Here is a 16,221-nt window from a genome sequence, read left to right as displayed (position 1 = left end):
GCCGCCGATGCTAACGCAGTCGCGTCATCCGCAGAAAAAAGAAGAGCCGCTGGCAGGGCCAGCGGCTCGTGGCTTGCGGTCGGGTGCTGCTTAGAAGTCGTAACGGACCTGAAGCTGCGCCAGGTCCAGATCGGCATCTTCCACTTCGAAGCGGCTGTACTCGCCGCGCAGGGCGACCGTGTCATTGAGCCGGTACTGCAGGCCGACGCCGTAGACCGGGTCGGTGCCGTTGTCGTCTGTCGTGCCGGTCACGCCCGGCAGCGCAGTATCCAGGTCCCAACGCTGGAAGCCGGCTTTGGCGTAGCCGGAAAACTTGTCGGTAAAGGGCACCGTGCCCACCGCGGTCAGGTAGACCGAGCTGGCCTCGATGTCGCGGCCGATGCCGTCCGTTTCCAGTTTGCCGAGATCGGCGTAGCCACCTTCAAGACCGAACCAGCGATTGAACTGGTAACCACCGAACACGGAGAACGCGGTGTCCTCGTCGTCGTACCCGGCTTCGTCCACCAGCGACTGGCCCACGCCTGCGCCGACATGGAACCCCTTGTCGGCGGCTTGCGCACCGAACGCGGCAGCGCCGACAAGCACGGCGAGGAGAGTGCGGGACAGGATCTTGTTCTTCTTCATTGCTATCAACTCCAGCAGGAACACCGCGGGGGGAGGGAGAGCGGTGTCGCCAGCGACAGGTCCGGGCGGAATGCCAGGGCAGCTGTCGTTGCACGAAGAAGATGGGCGTGTCGGGAGGGCGTCCAAGGTCGATGATGGCGACGCACTTTCCCGCGGATGGAACGCACGCGTGCCTGCTTCCTTCCTGCATCACGCAGCGCGTTCCGGCGCATCGCGCGCGGAATGGACACGATGGGATGCACTCTCCCGCGAACCGTGGCTAATCAACCACCACGCGCCCGACTATCCTCGCGCTCTTCTTTCTCCGGAACTCCGCCATGAGCGCAGCGCTGTCGATGTACCAGGCTTCCATTCCCGTCTTCCTGCGTGCGCTGGGCAACCTGCGCCAGGTCCTGGAGAAGGGTGAGGCGCATGCGCGCGAACAGGGATATGAACCTGCCGTACTGCTGCAGTCGCGGCTGTATCCGGACATGCTGCCCCTGGTCCGGCAGGTGCAGATCGCCACCGATACCGCGAAGTTTGGCGCGGCGCGTCTGGCGGGGGTGGAATCCCCACGCTTCGAGGACGTGGAGACCACGTTCGCCGAACTGTTTGCGCGACTCGATGCGGTGGCCGCGTATCTCGGCACGTTCGAGGAGAGCGCCTTCGAGGGCAGCGAAGATCGCGTGGTCACGCTGACCACGCGCACGCGCGGCGACCTGACGTTCAATGGCAGTGGCTATCTGCTCGGCTTCGCCCTGTCCAACCTGTTCTTCCACGTGACCACCGCCTACGCCATCCTGCGCCACAACGGCGTGCCGCTGGGCAAGCTGGACTACCTCGGCCCCGCCGCCTGAGCGGTGTCCTCCGCCACCACCGCATGGCGTTGTCAGGAGTGAACCGCGCGCTCCCTGCCGTGCGGTGGCTTCCCTGAGGAGCCGGTTGCCCTGCGGCGACGGATTGCTGCCCGTGTCACGGCATGCGACCCGCTGCTCCGATACTGTCGGCCGGGCATCCACGCCATGCGAGGCCACCTCGCCTGCGCGGACGCCGGGACCACATCAGGGAGGAAGCAGCGATGGCAACGGCACTACGTATCCTGTGCGTGCATGGCGTGGGCCAGCATCCGCCGGGCGGGGCATGGCAGCAGCAATGGGAGGCGGCGATCCACGACGCCTGCCGCCAGGTCGATGCCGAGCGCGCGCTCGACATCCAGTACTGCCACTACGACGATATCTTCGCCCTGCACAAGGTCAGCCTCGGGGACACGCTCGAAGCGCTGGCGCGGCTGCTGGCGAACGGCATCACTGCCCCGTTCAGGCGTGCGCGCGGCGACGATTCTAAGCTGCGCCACACCGCCGGCATGGTGGTGAAGTGGGTCGAGAGCGCGACGTTCCGCAAGCAGACCCGGACGCGGCTGGTACAGCGCATCGAGGCGATGAAGCCGCACGTGGTGCTCGGCCACAGCCTCGGGTCGCTGGTCTGCTACGACACCTTCACCCATGAAGAAACGCGCGCCACCGCGAATGGCCGCTACTTCGCATCGCTCGGCTCGCAGATCGGCAATCCCTTCGTGCGTGGTGAATACCAGGCCGGTCGCCTCAGCGCGATCGAGAAGGCGCGCTTCTGGTACCACCTCTACAACCGTTTCGATTCGGTGTTCACGGCGCGTGTCTCCATTGCTGCCGACAACTTCCGCCAGGTCGACACGCATTTCGACATTCCCGGCAACGCCGACCATGCGGCCGAGGAGTACCTGCGCCATCCGCAGGCCATCAGCACGTTCTGGTTCGATGTGCTCAACGATGAAACCACGCGCATCACCCGCGCCCTGCGCGAACAGACGCCGGTCGCCTGCCGCGTGGCGACGCCGCGCAAGCGTGCGCTGCTGATCGGCATCAACGACTATCCCGACCCGGACCAGCGCCTGGGCGGTTGCGTCAACGACGTCTTCCTGATGAGCGCGATGCTGCAGGAACAGGGCTTCGATGCCGGCGACATCCGCGTGGTGCTGAACGAGCGCGCCACCGCCGATGGCATCCGCGAGCGCGTGGACTGGCTGCTCGAAGGCGTGCGCAGTGGCGACCAGCGCATCCTGTACTACAGCGGGCACGGCGCCCAGCTGCCCAGCTACGGCCTGGGGGACCGTGTCGACCGCATGGATGAAACGCTGGTGCCCTACGACTTCGACTGGACGGAGGACACCGCGCTCACCGACGACTGGCTGTTCGAGCGCTACGTGCAGCTGCCATACGACGTGGATTTCAGCATCCTGCTGGACTGCTGCCATTCCGGCGGCATGGCCAAGGGTGGTCCGGCGCGCATGCGCGGACTCAACCCGCCGGACGACATCCGCCATCGTGCGATGAAGTGGAACGCCGCCCGGGAGATGTGGGTGCCGCGCGAACTGGAACTCAACGAGCGCAAGCAGCTGGCCGTCGACCAGGACACCATGCCGCTGGGCGACATGAGCGGCCGCCTGGGCTATGCATTGCCGGTACGCACGCTGCCGCTGGGTGAAGCGCGCCAGATGCGCAAGAAGCTCGGCCACAAGGGACCGTACATGCCGCTGCTGCTGTACGCGTGCCAGGAAGGCGAATTCGCCTACGAATACGAGCACGGCGCGGTCCAGCATGGTGCGTTCACCTATGCGCTGGTGAAGAACATGCGCCGCATGCTGGCCGGGGGCCATGGGGACCGGCGGCGGTTGAAGGTCAGCGATCTGGTGAAACACACCTCGCAGGAACTGCGCGAACTGGACTACGACCAGACTGCCGCCCTGGCCGGGCCCGAGATCCGCCTGTCGCGCTGGATGTAGCGGGGCTTACCCGGCGGCGCACTCGCGCGCGCGCGCCAGCAGCAGGGCCTGCTCGCGCGCGTTGCGGGTCATCGCCGCCGCGCGCTCGAACTCCGCACGTGCTTCGTCGCGGCGGTCCAGCTTGAACAGCAGATCGCCGCGCACGCTGGGCAGCAGGTGGTACTGCTTCATCGCCGGTTCGTCGCGCAGCCGGTCCACCAGCGGCAACGCACTGGCCGGACCGGCGGCCATCGACACGGCGACCGCACGGTTCAGTTCGACCACCGGTGACGGATTCACCTGTGCCAGTGCCGCGTACAGCGTTGCGATCCGCGCCCAGTCCGTCGCATCCGCCGTGCCGGCGCGGGCATGGCAGGCGGCGATGGCGGCCTGCAGCGCATACGGGCCGAATGCACCGCCCAGCTGTTCGGCGCGCTCCAGCGCGGCCAGTCCGCGCCGGATGAGCAGGTGGTCCCAACGGCCGCGATCCTGGTCCAGCAGCAACACCGGCTCACCGTCCTTGCCGGTGCGCGCGTGCAGGCGCGAGGCCTGGATCTCCATCAGCGCGACCAGCCCGTGCACTTCCGGTTCGCGTGGCGCCAGTGCGGCCAGCATGCGGCCCAGACGCAGCGCTTCCTCGCACAGCGCGGGCCGCATCCAGCCGTCACCGCTGGTGGCCGAATACCCTTCGTTGAAGACCAGGTACACCACGCCGAGCACCGACAAAAGGCGCTCCTGCAGCTCTTCCCCGCGTGGCACCTCGAACGCCACGTCGGCGTCGGCCAGGGTGCGCTTGGCACGCACGATGCGCTGGGCGACAGTAGGTTCGGAGGTCAGGAACGCGCGCGCGATCTCGTCCGTCGTCAGCCCGCACAGCAGGCGCAGCGTCAGCGCCACGCGGGCCTCCATCGACAGCACCGGATGGCACGACACGAAGACCAGCCGCAGCAGGTCGTCGTCGATGTCGTGATCCAGCGCGTCTTCGTCACGCGCGCGCCGTTCCTCCTGCACATCCTCCAGCTCGCGCGCCAGTTCCTCGTGCTTGCGGTCCAGCAACTGGAGCCGCCGCAACCGGTCGATCGCACGGCGCTTGGCGGTGGTCATCAGCCACGCCCCCGGGTTGTCCGGCACGCCGTCACGGGGCCAGGTTTCCAGGGCGGACACCAGCGCGTCCTGCGCCAGTTCTTCGGCCAGGTCCAGGTCGCGCAGCATGCGGGCGAGACCGGCGATCACGCGCGCGGATTCGATGCGCCAGACGGCATCGATCGCGCGATGGGCAGGGGAGGTCGACATGCCGCGCATCACACCACGGCGCCGCGACCGGTGAAAGTCGCAGCGCAGCGAACAGGGGCATCACGGTGTGCACGACGTTCCCGCACGGGCATCAGGCATCCTTCTCGCAGTTGATCATCCACGGCACACCGAACGTGTCGACCAGCATGCCGAAGCGTACCGCCCAGAAAGTCTGCGCCAGCGGCATCGTCACCTGGCCGCCATCGGAGAGCGCGGCGAAGATGCGTTCCGCGTCGGCGATGCTGTCCACCGACAGCGACACCGAACAGCCCTTCACGCCTTCGTACGGATAGGACGGGTGGTTGTCCGACCCCATCAGCACGGTCTGGCCGAACATCACATGCGTATGCATGATCTTCTGCTTGTACTCGGCCGGCATGTCCTCGCAGCCTTCGGTGCCCTCGAAGCGCATCATCGGCCCCAGCGTGCCGCCCGTGGCCTGCGCGTAGAAGGTGAAGGCGGCTTCGCAGTCGCCATTGAGGATCAGGTAGGGATTGACGTTCATGGTGCGCTCCTTGGGGTGATGGGTACGGGCCTGGCCAGCCCTGCTTCTTTCCTTCGACGAACCGGCGTGCCCGGAATCGACATGCCAGGCCGGTCTTCTTCATTCGGGGCGCACGCCGCTCAGCGGACCTTTCCGTCCGGGGCCGTCGCCCCTTCCCGGATCTCGGCACGCTGCCGCCGGCTCAACCTGTCCCAGGCGTACCGGTATGACCACGCCACCAAGTCCTTCAGGTGATCGGCCGGCACGGTGGAAACGTCCACCACCGTGACCCAGCGGTGGTGCCCCAGCCAGCGCGCGGGCTTGATGCCGGGCTGGTCGGTCAGTTCAAGGAAGCGCTCCGGCGGCACCTTGAAACTGAAACGCCACCGCTCCGGTTCGCTGGTCTTGAAGTAGGCGAAGCGCTTGCCGCCCACCGCATACACCAGGATGTTGGCCGGTGCGTCGTACCGTTGTTCGACGGCGCCGGGCAGGGACCTGCAATGGCGTTTGAGGGCGGCGACATCCATGCAGGCATGCTAACGCCGCCACGGCGGGCGAAGCGCCGGCCCCGACACGGTCGAGGGCAGCGGCTGTCCGCGAGACGACGATGTTCACACCCGCCTTCGTGCAACGGATTACCTTGCGTGCCTTGCCATGCACAGGATCGCCCGCCATGTCGTCCCCCTCCCTGTTCACCCGCGTGGCCAAGGCGGCCTCCACGTTCACCGGCAGGCCCACGTGTTTCGCGCTGGCGCTGGCGGTGCTGCTGGCATGGGCGATCAGCGGGCCGATGTTCGGTTTCAGCGACACCTGGCAGCTGGTCATCAATACCGGCACCACCATCATCACCTTCCTGATGGTGTTCCTGATCCAGAACACCCAGAACCGCGACACCGAAGCCATGCAGATCAAGCTGGACGAGCTGATCCGCGTCTCGCGCAACGCCAACAACGCGTTGCTCGACCTGGAGGAAATGGAAGAGAAGGAGCTCGACGCCCTGCGCGCCCGCTACGAGGACATGGCGCGGCAGGCGCGCGAGGCGCAGCAGGCGAAGGCGGATCGCAGGTAGCCCATGGATGCCGCGATTGCGCTTGGTTCCATCCCGGCCTTCGGGTGAGTGGAATCCCGGCGCGATGGTCCATCACGCCGGCAACCGCTTCTCCATCCGGTAGTTGTGGATGGCCACGCCGCCGAGCGACAGATCGTTGCGGCCCAGCATCAGGAAGCCGCGGCGCTCGAACAGCGGCCGCGACAGCTCGCTGGCTTCCACGAAGATGCGCGGCACGTGCAAGTGCAGCGCATGCGCCTCCAGTGCGGCGTACAGCAGCGAACCCACGCGCATGCCTTCGGCTTCCGGTGCGATGTAGAGGAAGTCGAGGTGCCCGTCGTCTTCCATGTCGCCGAAGCCCAGCACCGATCCGTCGGCATCCTGCGCGACCAGCACGTGGCGCCCGTCGGTGCAACGGGCTGCCGTCCCCTCGAGGGTCGCCGTCGCCGCCCAAGCGGACACCTGCGCCGCGGTGTAGGCGCGTGGCCCGTAGTGCATGACGGATCTGGCGTACAGATCGGCCAGCGTGGAAGCGTCGTCGGGACGGTAGGGGCGAAGCGTCGGCATGGACGAGAACGAGGACGAGGACACCGGGGCGGCATCCTCAGTATGCCGTGCCTCGGCTCACGCCGAGATATGCCCGCCCCCGTTGATGTGGATCAGCTGGCCGGTGATGTAGCGCGCATCCTCGCTGGCCAGGAATACATACGCCGGCGCGACTTCCGACGGCTGGCCGGGGCGCTTCATCAGCGTGTCCGAACCGAATTCCGCCACCTGCTTGCGGGTGAACGAGGCCGGGATCAGCGGCGTCCAGATGGGACCCGGTGCGACCGCGTTGACGCGGATACCCCGGTCCGCCAGCGACTTGGCCAGCGAGAACGTCATCGCATGGATCGCGCCCTTGGTCGCGGCATAGTCCAGCAGCGTGTCGTGGCCGCGCACGCCGGTCACCGAGCCGGTGTTGATGATGCAGCCGGTCTTCTCCGGCAGGTGTTCCAGCGCAGCGTCGACCAGGTGGAAGAACGAGAACAGGTTGGTCTCGAAGGTATGCCGCAGGCGCGCGGGCGTCAGTTCTTCCGGCGCATCCACGGGGTACTGCTGCGCGTGGTTGTTGACCAGCACGTCCAGCGCACCGAACTGCTTCACCGTACGCGCGACCACGCGGCGGCAGCGGGCCGGCGTGGCCAGGTCGCCGCGCACGACCAGGGCGCGGCGACCCGTGGCCTCGATCAAGCGCTGCGTTTCCCGTGCATCGCGATCTTCTTCCAGGTAGGCAATCGCGACATCGGCACCCTCGTGGGCGAAATGCACCGCCACCGCCCGTCCGATGCCGCTGTCGCCACCGGTCACCAGCGCCACCTTGCCCTCCAGCCGGCCGCTGCCGCGGTAGCCGGGGCGGATGGTTTCGGGTTCGGGCTGCATCCGTGGTTGGCGGCCGGGCTGGCGGCGCTGGGTCTGCGGACGGTTGACGCGCTTCTTGGTGGGCATGACGCACTCCTGGAAGGAACGTCCCGACCGTAAGTGCGCGGACGTTACGCCTCCGTCGGCAGGCGATGAAGATCGTCGTGATCGCTGCCGCCATGGGGGCGCGCGACATTCACGCTGCGCTTGCCGTGGGCATCCGGAAACCGGACTCGCGTCACCGATGACCGGGCGTGTCCGTGGAGAAGGCCGGCGCTTCTCCCGTCAAGGCTAGCGCGTGCGCAAAAAAAGCCTGGCGCTGCTCTCACTCGGGCTGGCGCATGAGGCGAAAAGCCTCGTTCTTCTCTCATCAAGCCTGGCGTGCCAGCCGAACAGCCTCTCTCTACTCACACATAGCCTGACGCGACAGCCAAAAAGCCTGGCGCTTCTCTCATCCGGGCTGGCGCATGAGGCGAAAAGCCTCGTTCCTCTCTCATCAAGCCTGGCGCGCCAGCCGAACAGCCTCTCTCTACTCACACATAGCCTGACGCGACAGCCAAGAAGCCTGACGCTTCTCTCATCCGGGCTGGCGCACGAGGCGAAAAGCCTCATTCCACTCACACATGGGCTGGTGGCTCAGGCAAAACGTCTCGCGGGTGGCCGCGGTCACCTCGCCGGGCTCCGCAGCAGGTCCTCAAGCGCCGTCTCCAGCGTGGGAAAGCGGAACGTGAACCCCTCTGCCAGTGCATGCGCGGGCAGCACGCGCTGGCCGGTGAGCAGAAGCTGGGCCATTTCACCGAAGCCGAGGGTCAGCGCGAAGGCCGGCGTGGGCAGTACGGCGGGGCGATGCAGGGCCTTGCCCAGCGCGCGTGCGAAGTCGCGGTTGGTCACCGGCGCGGGTGCGGTGCCGTTGTAGGCGCCGCCGGCCTGATCGCGTTCCAGCAGCCACTGGACCAGGCTGACCAGGTCGTCGCGATGGATCCAGCTCATCCATTGCCGGCCATCGCCCATCGGTCCGCCCACTCCCATGCGGAACGGCGGCAGCATCTTCGCCAGTGCGCCGCCCTCGGTGCCGAGCACGATGCCGGTCCGCACGCGGCAGGTGCGGACATCCAGGCTTTCGGCCTGCATCGCTTCGGTTTCCCAGTCCAGGCACAGGCGTGCGGCGAAGTCGTCGCCGGGGGCGGCGGATTCGTCCAGCGCCACGTCGTCGCGCGGGCCGTAGTAGCCGATCGCCGAGCCGGATACCAGCACGCGCGGGCGCGCGGCCTGGCGTGCCATCCACGCGATCAGCGCCTGCGTGGTGCCGATGCGCGAAGCCCGGAATGCCGCCTTGCGCTCCGCGTTCCATCGCCCGGCCATGAGCGGCTCCCCGGCCAGGTTCACGACCGCTTCCACTCCGCTGGCCTCCTCCAGCGTGGCGAGCGCGTCCACGCCCGGCAGCTGCGCACGGGCGCGAGCAGGGTCGCGCGTCAGCACGCTGACGGTGTGGCCGGCCTGCAACAGGCGGGCGCAGAGGGCCTGGCCGATGAAGCCGGTACCGCCGGTGATCAGGACGCGCATGCAGCAGGACTCGTGAGGGATGCCTCCAGCTTACGCAGGTGTGCGTGTTGCGGATGTGGAACGGACCGTCGACGGCGATCGGCGATGGTCCGGCATGCGGGTGATTACACTGTCGGCATGGCTTCGCTACCCCTGCTCCTGCTCCCCGGTCTGCTGTGCGATGAGCGCTTGTGGCATGCGCCCGCTGAAGCCCTGGCCGACGTCGCGGCGGTGCATCACGCCGACCTGACCCGGGACGACAGCGTCGCCGGCATGGCAGCGCGCGTGCTGGCCACGGCGCCGCCGGTGTTCGCATTGGCGGGATTGTCGATGGGCGGCTATGTCGCGTTCGAGATCCTGCGCCAGGCGCCGCAGCGCGTTGCGCGGCTGGCGTTGCTGGACACCAGTGCGCGCCTGGATCCGCCGAAGCGGCTCGCCGTGCGGCGGGCGGGGCTGGCGATGGCCGAGTCCGGGCGTTTCGCGGGGGTCACCCGCAAGCTGCTGCCGCAGCTGGTGCACGAGAGCCGGGTGGACGACGCCGTGGGCGCGGAGGTGATGGCCATGGCGCAGCGCGTCGGCCGCGATGCGTTCCTGCGCCAGCAGCGCGCCATCATCGATCGTCCGGATTCCCTGCCGCTGCTGCCCACCCTCGCCGTGCCGACGCTGGTCGGCGTGGGCGAGGACGACCGCATGACGCTGCCGGAAGAATCCCGGATCCTGCACGAGCGCATTCCGGGCGCGCGGCTGCATGTGTTCGCGCGCTGCGGACACCTGCCTCCGATGGAAGTCCCGCAGGAAACCTCGACGGTCCTGCGCGACTGGCTGCTGGCCGCATGAGCCGCCGCACGCGCATGCACGCCATGGCCGTGCGCAGGGCGGACAATGTGCGGGAACCTCTTCTTCTTGACTGACCACACGGGAGTACACATGGAACTGGCGATGATCGGGCTGGGGCGCATGGGCGCCAACATGGCCGAGCGGCTGGTAAGCGGCGGCCACGCGGTGCGCGGCTACGATCCGGGCGATGCCGCGCGCCAGCAGGCGGAGGCGCGCGGCATCGTCGCGCACGCCAGCCTGCAGAACGCAGTGTCGGCGCTGCCCACGCCGCGCGTGGTGTGGCTGATGGTGCCGGCGGGGCACGTGGTCGATGACACCCTGGACCAGTTGCGTCCGCTGCTGTCGGCGGGCGACACGGTGATCGATGGCGGCAACTCCAACTACAAGGACAGCCAGCGCCGTGCCGCACAGCTGGGCGACGCCGGCATCCACTATCTCGACTGCGGCACCAGCGGTGGCGTGTGGGGCCTGGCGGAAGGCTACAGCCTGATGATCGGCGGCGACGCCGGCGCGGTGGAGCAGCTGCGCGCCGTGTTCGCCACGCTGGCGCCTGCGCCGGACAGTGGCTGGGGCCGGGTGGGTCCGAGCGGTGCGGGCCACTTCGCCAAGATGGTCCACAACGGCATCGAATACGGAATGATGCAGGCGTACGCCGAGGGCTTCGCCATCCTGAAGAAAAAGCAGGAGATGGCGTTCGACCTGGGGGCGCTGGCCGACATCTGGCGCGATGGCAGCGTGGTGCGCTCGTGGTTGCTGGACCTGACGGCCGATGCGCTGAAGAAGAATCCGGAGATGCAGGGCATCGCGCCTTACGTGGCCGATTCGGGCGAAGGCCGCTGGACCGTGGCCGAGGCCATCGACCTCAATGTCTCCGCGCCGGTGATCACGCTGTCGCTGCTGGAACGCCTGCGCTCGCGCGATGACGATTCCTATGCCGACAAGCTGCTGGCGGCGATGCGAAACGAGTTCGGCGGGCATGCGGTGAAGCAGGGTTAGGCTCACCTGGCCTTATCGCAGGCGAGGCTAGTCTGGCCGCATCGACACGAGGGAAACGCCGATGAAGATCCTGATGGTACTGACGTCCCACGATCGCCTGGGCGATACCGGGCACAAGACCGGCTTCTGGCTGGAGGAATTCGCCGCGCCGTACTACGTGTTCAAGGATGCGGGCGCGGAGGTCGTGCTGGCGTCGCCGAAGGGCGGGCAGCCCCCGCTGGACCCGAAAAGCGACGCACCCGATGCGCAGACCGCCGCCACCGTGCGCTTCAACGAGGATGCGGACGCACTGTCCGCACTGGCCGGCACGCTGCGCCTGAAGGACGTGGTGGATGGCGAGTTCGATGCCGTGTTCTATCCGGGCGGGCATGGTCCGCTGTGGGACCTGGCCGAGGATGCCGATTCCATCCGGCTCATCGAGCAGGCGTTCTCCGCCGGCAAGCCGGTGGCGGCGGTGTGCCATGGGCCGGCGGTGTTCCGGCACACGCGCGGCGCCCTGGGCGAACCGCTGGTGAAGGACAAGCGCGTGACCGGCTTCTCCAACGAAGAGGAAGCGGCGGTCGGTCTGGCCGACGTGGTACCGTTCTCGCTGGAAGACGTGCTGAAGAAGAACGGCGGGCACTACGAGCGCGGCGCCGTGTGGCAGTCGTATGTAGTGACCGATGGCAGGCTGGTGACGGGACAGAATCCCGCCTCGTCCGAAGCCGCGGCCGAGGACGTGCTGCGCCTGCTGCGCTGATGTGTTCACGGCCGCTTACCGCGCCGGGACTAGGGTGGGCCATCCGCACGGAGCCGAGCCATGACGCACGCGCCACAGCATCTCTACACCCGCCAGGACGACATCGCCCGCATGGAGGCGCTGATCCTGCAATTGCCGGACGAGGCGATGGTGGAGTTGAAGCTCACCGATGGCGGCTCCATCACCGGCATCGTGCCGGTGCGGCCCAGCGTGCAGGTGTTCCGCGATGCCGAAGGCCATGAAGGCTTCAATGCCGTGGTCCGCATCGACGATGGCGCGCGCCCGCACGTGGCGCATTTCCTGTGGCTGGACCGAATCGCGTCGGTGACGGCGCTGGGCTCGGCCTGATGCCGCACCTGCCATCCGCCGACATCACCTGCCCGTACTGCGGGGAAGTCATCACGCTGGTCGTGGATGATTCGGCCGGCGACCAGCGCTACGTCGAGGACTGCCATGTCTGCTGCAAGCCCATCGAGGTGCGGGTGACCATCGATGCGGACGGAATGGCCGAGGTGGACGCGTGGGGACAGGACGAGGCCTGAGCCGTTGACGCGGTGTTCGCACCGCCGCGCCTAGGCTCGCAGCATTCCGTCGGGAGCGCGTGCCATGGTGCCGATCCGCTGCCTGTTGCCGGTGCTGCTGCTGGGCTGCCTCTCCTGCACCGGGCGCGCGCAATCGCCGGCCGAAACCGGGCCGCAGCCCACGCTGCCGGCACCGCAGGAGCGCTGGATTCCCACGGTGAACGTGGCCCCGGCCGTGGGCTGGCCGGAGGGTACTGCGCCGGCGGCCGCGCCCGGCCTGGACGTCACCGCGTTCGCGCGTGGACTGGACCATCCGCGCTGGCTCTACGTACTGCCGAACGGCGACGTGCTGGTTGCCGAGACCAATGCGCCCCCCAAGCCGGCACAGAAGCAGGGCCTGCGCACCTGGTTCATGCAGCGCGCCATGAAGAAGGCAGGTGCGGCCGCGCCCAGCGCCAACCGCATCACCCTGCTGCGCGATGCCGACGGCGATGGTGTGGCGGAGCTGCGCACGGCCTTTCTCACCGGCCTGTTCTCGCCGTTCGGCATGGCGCTCGTCGATGGTCGGCTCTACATCGCCAACGCCGATGCCATCGTCAGCGTGCCGTACCGCGAGGGACAGACGGTCAGCGATGCGACGCCGGTGAAACTCGTCGACCTGCCCGGCGGCCCGCTCAACCATCACTGGACCAAGAGCCTGCTGGCCAGCGTGGACGGGCGCCACCTGTATGTCGGCGTGGGCTCCAACAGCAATGTCGGCGAGAACGGCGTGGCAATGGAAACCGACCGCGCCGCGATCCTGCAGGTGGACGCGGCGACCGGCGCGCGCCGCGTGTTCGCCTCGGGCCTGCGCAATCCGGTGGGCCTGGCGTGGGAACCGCAAGGCGGCGCGCTGTGGACCGTCGTCAACGAGCGCGACGAACTCGGCGACGCGCTGGTGCCGGACTACCTGACGTCCGTGCGCGAGGGCGCGTTCTACGGTTGGCCTTACAGCTACTACGGCGACCACGTCGACGCGCGCGTGCAGCCGCCGCGCCCGGACCTCGTGGCACGGGCGATCGCGCCGGACTACGCGCTGGGCGCGCACGTCGCCGCGCTGGGACTGGCCTTCCACGACGGGGCGGGCTGGCCGGTGGCGCTGCAGGGCGGTGCCTTCATCGGCGAGCACGGGTCCTGGAACCGGCGCGAGCCGGCCGGTTACCGGCTGGTGTTCGTGCGTTTCGCCAACGGACGCCCGCAGGGCACACCGGCCGACGTGCTGACCGGCTTCCTCGACGCCAACGGCAATGCGCGTGGCCGGCCCGTGGGCGTCGCCGTGGATGCGCGCGGCGGTGTGCTGCTGGCCGACGACGTAGGCAACATGGTCTGGCGCGTGGCCCCGGCCGCGCGACCGTAACGCGCGTATCGCGACGGGCGGGCGTATGCTCCGCCTCGGTCCGACAACCAACCCTGGGGAGGGGAGATGAACACGACCAACACCGCTGCATCCAAGCGTCCGCTCGGCTTCTGGATCATCGGCGCGTTCGCGCTGGTCTGGAACCTGATCGGCGTGGCCATGTGGTACCTGCAGGTGAACATGTCCGCCGAGCAGTTGGCGGCGATGACCGAGCCGCAACGCCAGGTCTACGAAGCGACACCCGGCTGGCTCAACATCGCCTTCGCCGTGGCGGTGTTCGCCGGCGTGCTGGGCGCGCTGGGACTGCTGCTGAAGAAACGCTGGGCAGGCACGATGTTCCTGCTGTCGCTGATCGCCCTGCTGGTGCAGATGATCGGCGCCTACGTGGTGACGCCGGCCTGGGCGGCCTATGGGCCGGTGGGACTGGTGATGCCGGCGGTGCTGCTGGTGATCGCGCTGTTCCTGTGGCGGTACGCGGACAAGGTGAAGGCGCGCGGCTGGCTGTCGTGACGTGTTTTCCCCTCTCCCTGCGCAGCGGGGAGAGGGTGCCGAAGGCGGGTGAGGGGCGACGAAGCCCGTGCTTTTGATGCCGACGGATCGTATCCAGGATCGGATTCAAGACGCGAAGCGATGCGTCGCCGCGCTCGCCCCTCATCCGGCCTTCGGCCACCTTCTCCCCGCCGCGCGGGGAGAAGGACATCAAGCCTCGACATCCTCCAGATCCACGCCGATGAAACCGCCCGACTGGCGGCGCCACAGCGCGGCATACAGGCCGTCTTGCTGGAGCAATTCCTCGTGGCTGCCGCTCTCGATCACGCGGCCACCATCCATCACCACCAGGCGGTCGAGCACGGCGATGGTGGATAGGCGGTGCGCGATGGCGATGACCGTCTTGCCTTCCATCAGTGCGTACAACTGCTCCTGGATGGCGGCCTCGACTTCCGAATCCAGCGCCGAGGTGGCTTCGTCCAGTACCAGGATCGGTGCGTCCTTCAGCAGCACGCGCGCGATGGCCACGCGTTGGCGCTGCCCGCCGGACAGCTTCACGCCGCGCTCGCCCACCTGGGTGTCGTAACCGCTGCGGCCCTTGGCATCGGTCAGGCCGCGGATGAACTCGTCGGCGTGCGCGCGTTCGGAGGCCTGCATCAGCTCGGCCTCGGTCGCATCGGGGCGGCCGTAGCGGATGTTGTCGCGGATCGAACGGTGCAGCAGCGAGGTGTCCTGGGTGACCATGCCGATGTTCCGGCGCAGCGACTCCTGGGTAACGTGCGCCACGTCCTGGCCATCGATCAGGATGCGGCCACCTTCCACGTCGTAGAAGCGCAGCAGCAGGTTCACCAGCGTCGACTTGCCCGCGCCCGAGCGGCCGACGATGCCGACCTTCTCGCCCGGCTTGATCACCAGCGACAGGTCGTCGATCACCCTGGCTTCGCGGCCGTAGTGGAACTTCACATGGTCGAAGCGGATCTCGCCGTGCGTGACGTCCAGGTCCTTCGCATCCTTCGCGTCGGCGATCGCCAGCGGCTGGGCCAGGGTGCCCATGCCGTCCTCGACGGTGCCGATGTTCTCGAACAGCCCGGCCACTTCCCACAGGATCCAGTCCGACATCGAGCGGATACGCATCACCAGCGCGATGGCCACCGCGATCGCGCCCATCGAGATCGACGCCTGCAGCCACGCCCAGATCGCCACGCCGGCGATGCTGGCCAGCAGGAAGGCGTTGAGCGTGTGCAGGGCGACGGTCAGCTGGGTGACCAGCCGCATCTGCGCGTGCACGGTGACCATGAACTCGTCCATCGCGCCGCGCGCGTAGTCCTGCTCGCGCATGGTGTGGGCGAACAGCTTGATGGTCTGGATGTTGGTGTAGCTGTCGACGATGCGGCCGGTCATCTGCGCGCGCGCGTCCGACTGCGCCATCGATACCTTCTGCAGGCGGGGCACGAAGTGGAACACCAGCACCAGGTAGCTGGCCAGCCACACGACCAGCGGCAGCACCAGCCACACGTCGGCCTGCGCGACCAGCACGACGGTACCGACGAAGTAGACGACGACGTAGACGAACACGTCCATCAGCTTCATCACCGTCTCGCGGATCGACAGCGCGGTCTGCATGACCTTCTGCGAGATGCGGCCGGCGAACTCGTCCTGGAAGAAGCCGACGCTCTGCCGCAGCAGATAACGGTGCGACAGCCAGCGGGCGATCATCGGGTAGTTGCCGAAGATCGTCTGGTGGATGATCAGCGATTGCACCAGTACCAGCAGCGGGTAGGCCACCACCACCAGCAGGCCCATCCACAGCAGCTTCTGCCCATGCACCTGCAGGAAGCTGTCGCGGCCGGTGCTGCCCATCCAGTCGACCAGCTGCCCCATGTAGTCGAAGAAGGTGATCTCCAGCGCGGAGATCACGCCCGTCAGCACCGACATCGCGATCAGCCACGGCAGCAGCGGCCGCGAATAGTGCAGCAGGAACGGCAGCAGCTTGCGGGGCGGGGTGGCGGGTTCGCCCTTGGGGTACGGATTGATGCGGGTTTCGAAGAATCGGAACATCGGGTCGGTCCATGGCA

At 67.9% G+C, this 16,221-nt stretch carries 18 protein-coding genes; 10 read left to right on the top strand and 8 right to left on the bottom strand.

Translation table 11 applies throughout. The features are described from left to right. Nucleotides 1–90 precede the first annotated feature (90 nt). The gene (locus ACIPRS_RS09170; protein ID WP_192202202.1) at nucleotides 91–624 is read right to left on the bottom strand and encodes an outer membrane beta-barrel protein; all 534 of its coding nucleotides are present in this window, start codon (nucleotides 622–624) and stop codon (nucleotides 91–93) included. A 317-nt stretch (nucleotides 625–941) separates the two neighbouring features. Here ACIPRS_RS09170 and ACIPRS_RS09165 point away from each other — a divergent pair, with 317 nt between their 5' ends. Both ACIPRS_RS09165 and ACIPRS_RS09160 read left to right on the top strand, forming a co-directional pair. Then, nucleotides 942–1,460, top strand: a complete 519-nt coding sequence (locus tag ACIPRS_RS09165) for a DUF1993 domain-containing protein (RefSeq protein WP_446538332.1) — start codon at nucleotides 942–944, stop codon at nucleotides 1,458–1,460. Between the two features lie 221 nt (nucleotides 1,461–1,681). Next, nucleotides 1,682–3,421, top strand: a complete 1,740-nt coding sequence (locus tag ACIPRS_RS09160) for a caspase family protein (protein WP_446538331.1) — start codon at nucleotides 1,682–1,684, stop codon at nucleotides 3,419–3,421. A gap of 6 nt (nucleotides 3,422–3,427) precedes the next feature. Here ACIPRS_RS09160 and ACIPRS_RS09155 read toward each other — a convergent pair whose 3' ends face one another. The 3 genes from ACIPRS_RS09155 to ACIPRS_RS09145 all read right to left on the bottom strand — a co-directional run bounded on the left by ACIPRS_RS09155 (nucleotide 3,428) and on the right by ACIPRS_RS09145 (nucleotide 5,704). Beyond that, nucleotides 3,428–4,693: an RNA polymerase sigma factor gene (locus ACIPRS_RS09155; RefSeq protein ID WP_446538330.1), complete on the bottom strand. Its 1,266-nt coding sequence runs from the start codon at nucleotides 4,691–4,693 to the stop codon at nucleotides 3,428–3,430. 91 nt (nucleotides 4,694–4,784) lie between these two features. Further along, nucleotides 4,785–5,198 carry a VOC family protein gene (locus tag ACIPRS_RS09150; protein ID WP_337731673.1) on the bottom strand — a complete coding sequence of 138 codons (414 nt, stop codon included), beginning with the start codon at nucleotides 5,196–5,198 and terminating at the stop codon, nucleotides 4,785–4,787. Nucleotides 5,199–5,317: 119 nt separating this feature from the next. After that, a complete protein-coding gene (locus ACIPRS_RS09145) occupies nucleotides 5,318–5,704 on the bottom strand; it encodes an MmcQ/YjbR family DNA-binding protein (protein ID WP_337731672.1) in 387 nt (128 codons plus the stop codon). Nucleotides 5,705–5,850: 146 nt separating this feature from the next. Here ACIPRS_RS09145 and ACIPRS_RS09140 point away from each other — a divergent pair, with 146 nt between their 5' ends. After that, on the top strand, nucleotides 5,851–6,246 hold the full coding sequence (locus ACIPRS_RS09140) for a low affinity iron permease family protein (RefSeq protein WP_337731671.1): 396 nt from the start codon (nucleotides 5,851–5,853) through the stop codon (nucleotides 6,244–6,246). Nucleotides 6,247–6,318: 72 nt separating this feature from the next. On the opposite strand, the gene ACIPRS_RS09135 is transcribed toward ACIPRS_RS09140, so the two are convergent. The 3 genes from ACIPRS_RS09135 to ACIPRS_RS09125 all read right to left on the bottom strand — a co-directional run bounded on the left by ACIPRS_RS09135 (nucleotide 6,319) and on the right by ACIPRS_RS09125 (nucleotide 9,189). Further along, nucleotides 6,319–6,792 (bottom strand): GNAT family N-acetyltransferase, encoded by a 474-nt coding sequence (locus tag ACIPRS_RS09135; RefSeq protein WP_446538329.1) that lies wholly within the window; start codon nucleotides 6,790–6,792, stop codon nucleotides 6,319–6,321. 57 nt (nucleotides 6,793–6,849) lie between these two features. Continuing rightward, on the bottom strand, nucleotides 6,850–7,713 hold the full coding sequence (locus tag ACIPRS_RS09130) for an SDR family oxidoreductase (protein WP_446538328.1): 864 nt from the start codon (nucleotides 7,711–7,713) through the stop codon (nucleotides 6,850–6,852). A gap of 579 nt (nucleotides 7,714–8,292) precedes the next feature. Then, entirely contained in the window at nucleotides 8,293–9,189 is an 897-nt protein-coding gene (locus ACIPRS_RS09125) for a TIGR01777 family oxidoreductase (protein WP_446538327.1), read from the bottom strand. Nucleotides 9,190–9,306: 117 nt separating this feature from the next. On the opposite strand from ACIPRS_RS09125, the gene ACIPRS_RS09120 reads away from it, so the two are divergent. The 7 genes from ACIPRS_RS09120 to ACIPRS_RS09090 all read left to right on the top strand — a co-directional run bounded on the left by ACIPRS_RS09120 (nucleotide 9,307) and on the right by ACIPRS_RS09090 (nucleotide 14,167). Then, on the top strand, nucleotides 9,307–10,005 hold the full coding sequence (locus ACIPRS_RS09120) for an alpha/beta fold hydrolase (protein WP_192202193.1): 699 nt from the start codon (nucleotides 9,307–9,309) through the stop codon (nucleotides 10,003–10,005). A 90-nt stretch (nucleotides 10,006–10,095) separates the two neighbouring features. After that, complete coding sequence (gene gnd / locus ACIPRS_RS09115) at nucleotides 10,096–11,001, top strand: phosphogluconate dehydrogenase (NAD(+)-dependent, decarboxylating) (RefSeq protein WP_446538326.1); 906 nt, start codon at nucleotides 10,096–10,098, stop codon at nucleotides 10,999–11,001. A 61-nt stretch (nucleotides 11,002–11,062) separates the two neighbouring features. Beyond that, nucleotides 11,063–11,740, top strand: coding sequence for a type 1 glutamine amidotransferase domain-containing protein (locus ACIPRS_RS09110; RefSeq protein ID WP_446538325.1), 678 nt, complete (start codon nucleotides 11,063–11,065; stop codon nucleotides 11,738–11,740). Between the two features lie 60 nt (nucleotides 11,741–11,800). Then, nucleotides 11,801–12,088 carry a DUF3247 family protein gene (locus ACIPRS_RS09105; protein WP_337731664.1) on the top strand — a complete coding sequence of 96 codons (288 nt, stop codon included), beginning with the start codon at nucleotides 11,801–11,803 and terminating at the stop codon, nucleotides 12,086–12,088. After that, entirely contained in the window at nucleotides 12,088–12,282 is a 195-nt protein-coding gene (locus ACIPRS_RS09100) for a CPXCG motif-containing cysteine-rich protein (protein ID WP_337731663.1), read from the top strand. The genes ACIPRS_RS09105 and ACIPRS_RS09100 overlap by 1 nt, the downstream gene beginning before the upstream one ends. A 64-nt stretch (nucleotides 12,283–12,346) precedes the next feature. Beyond that, nucleotides 12,347–13,657: a PQQ-dependent sugar dehydrogenase gene (locus tag ACIPRS_RS09095; RefSeq protein ID WP_446538324.1), complete on the top strand. Its 1,311-nt coding sequence runs from the start codon at nucleotides 12,347–12,349 to the stop codon at nucleotides 13,655–13,657. 66 nt (nucleotides 13,658–13,723) lie between these two features. Further along, nucleotides 13,724–14,167, top strand: a complete 444-nt coding sequence (locus ACIPRS_RS09090) for a hypothetical protein (RefSeq protein WP_446538323.1) — start codon at nucleotides 13,724–13,726, stop codon at nucleotides 14,165–14,167. A 189-nt stretch (nucleotides 14,168–14,356) separates the two neighbouring features. Here ACIPRS_RS09090 and ACIPRS_RS09085 read toward each other — a convergent pair whose 3' ends face one another. Then, nucleotides 14,357–16,204, bottom strand: coding sequence for an ABC transporter ATP-binding protein (locus ACIPRS_RS09085; protein WP_446538322.1), 1,848 nt, complete (start codon nucleotides 16,202–16,204; stop codon nucleotides 14,357–14,359). Nucleotides 16,205–16,221 lie beyond the last annotated feature (17 nt).

The organism is Pseudoxanthomonas sp. LARHCG66 (genome assembly GCF_052871755.1).
Note: the sequence above shows the minus strand (reverse complement) of the source record. Positions and strands in the feature narration are given on the sequence as shown.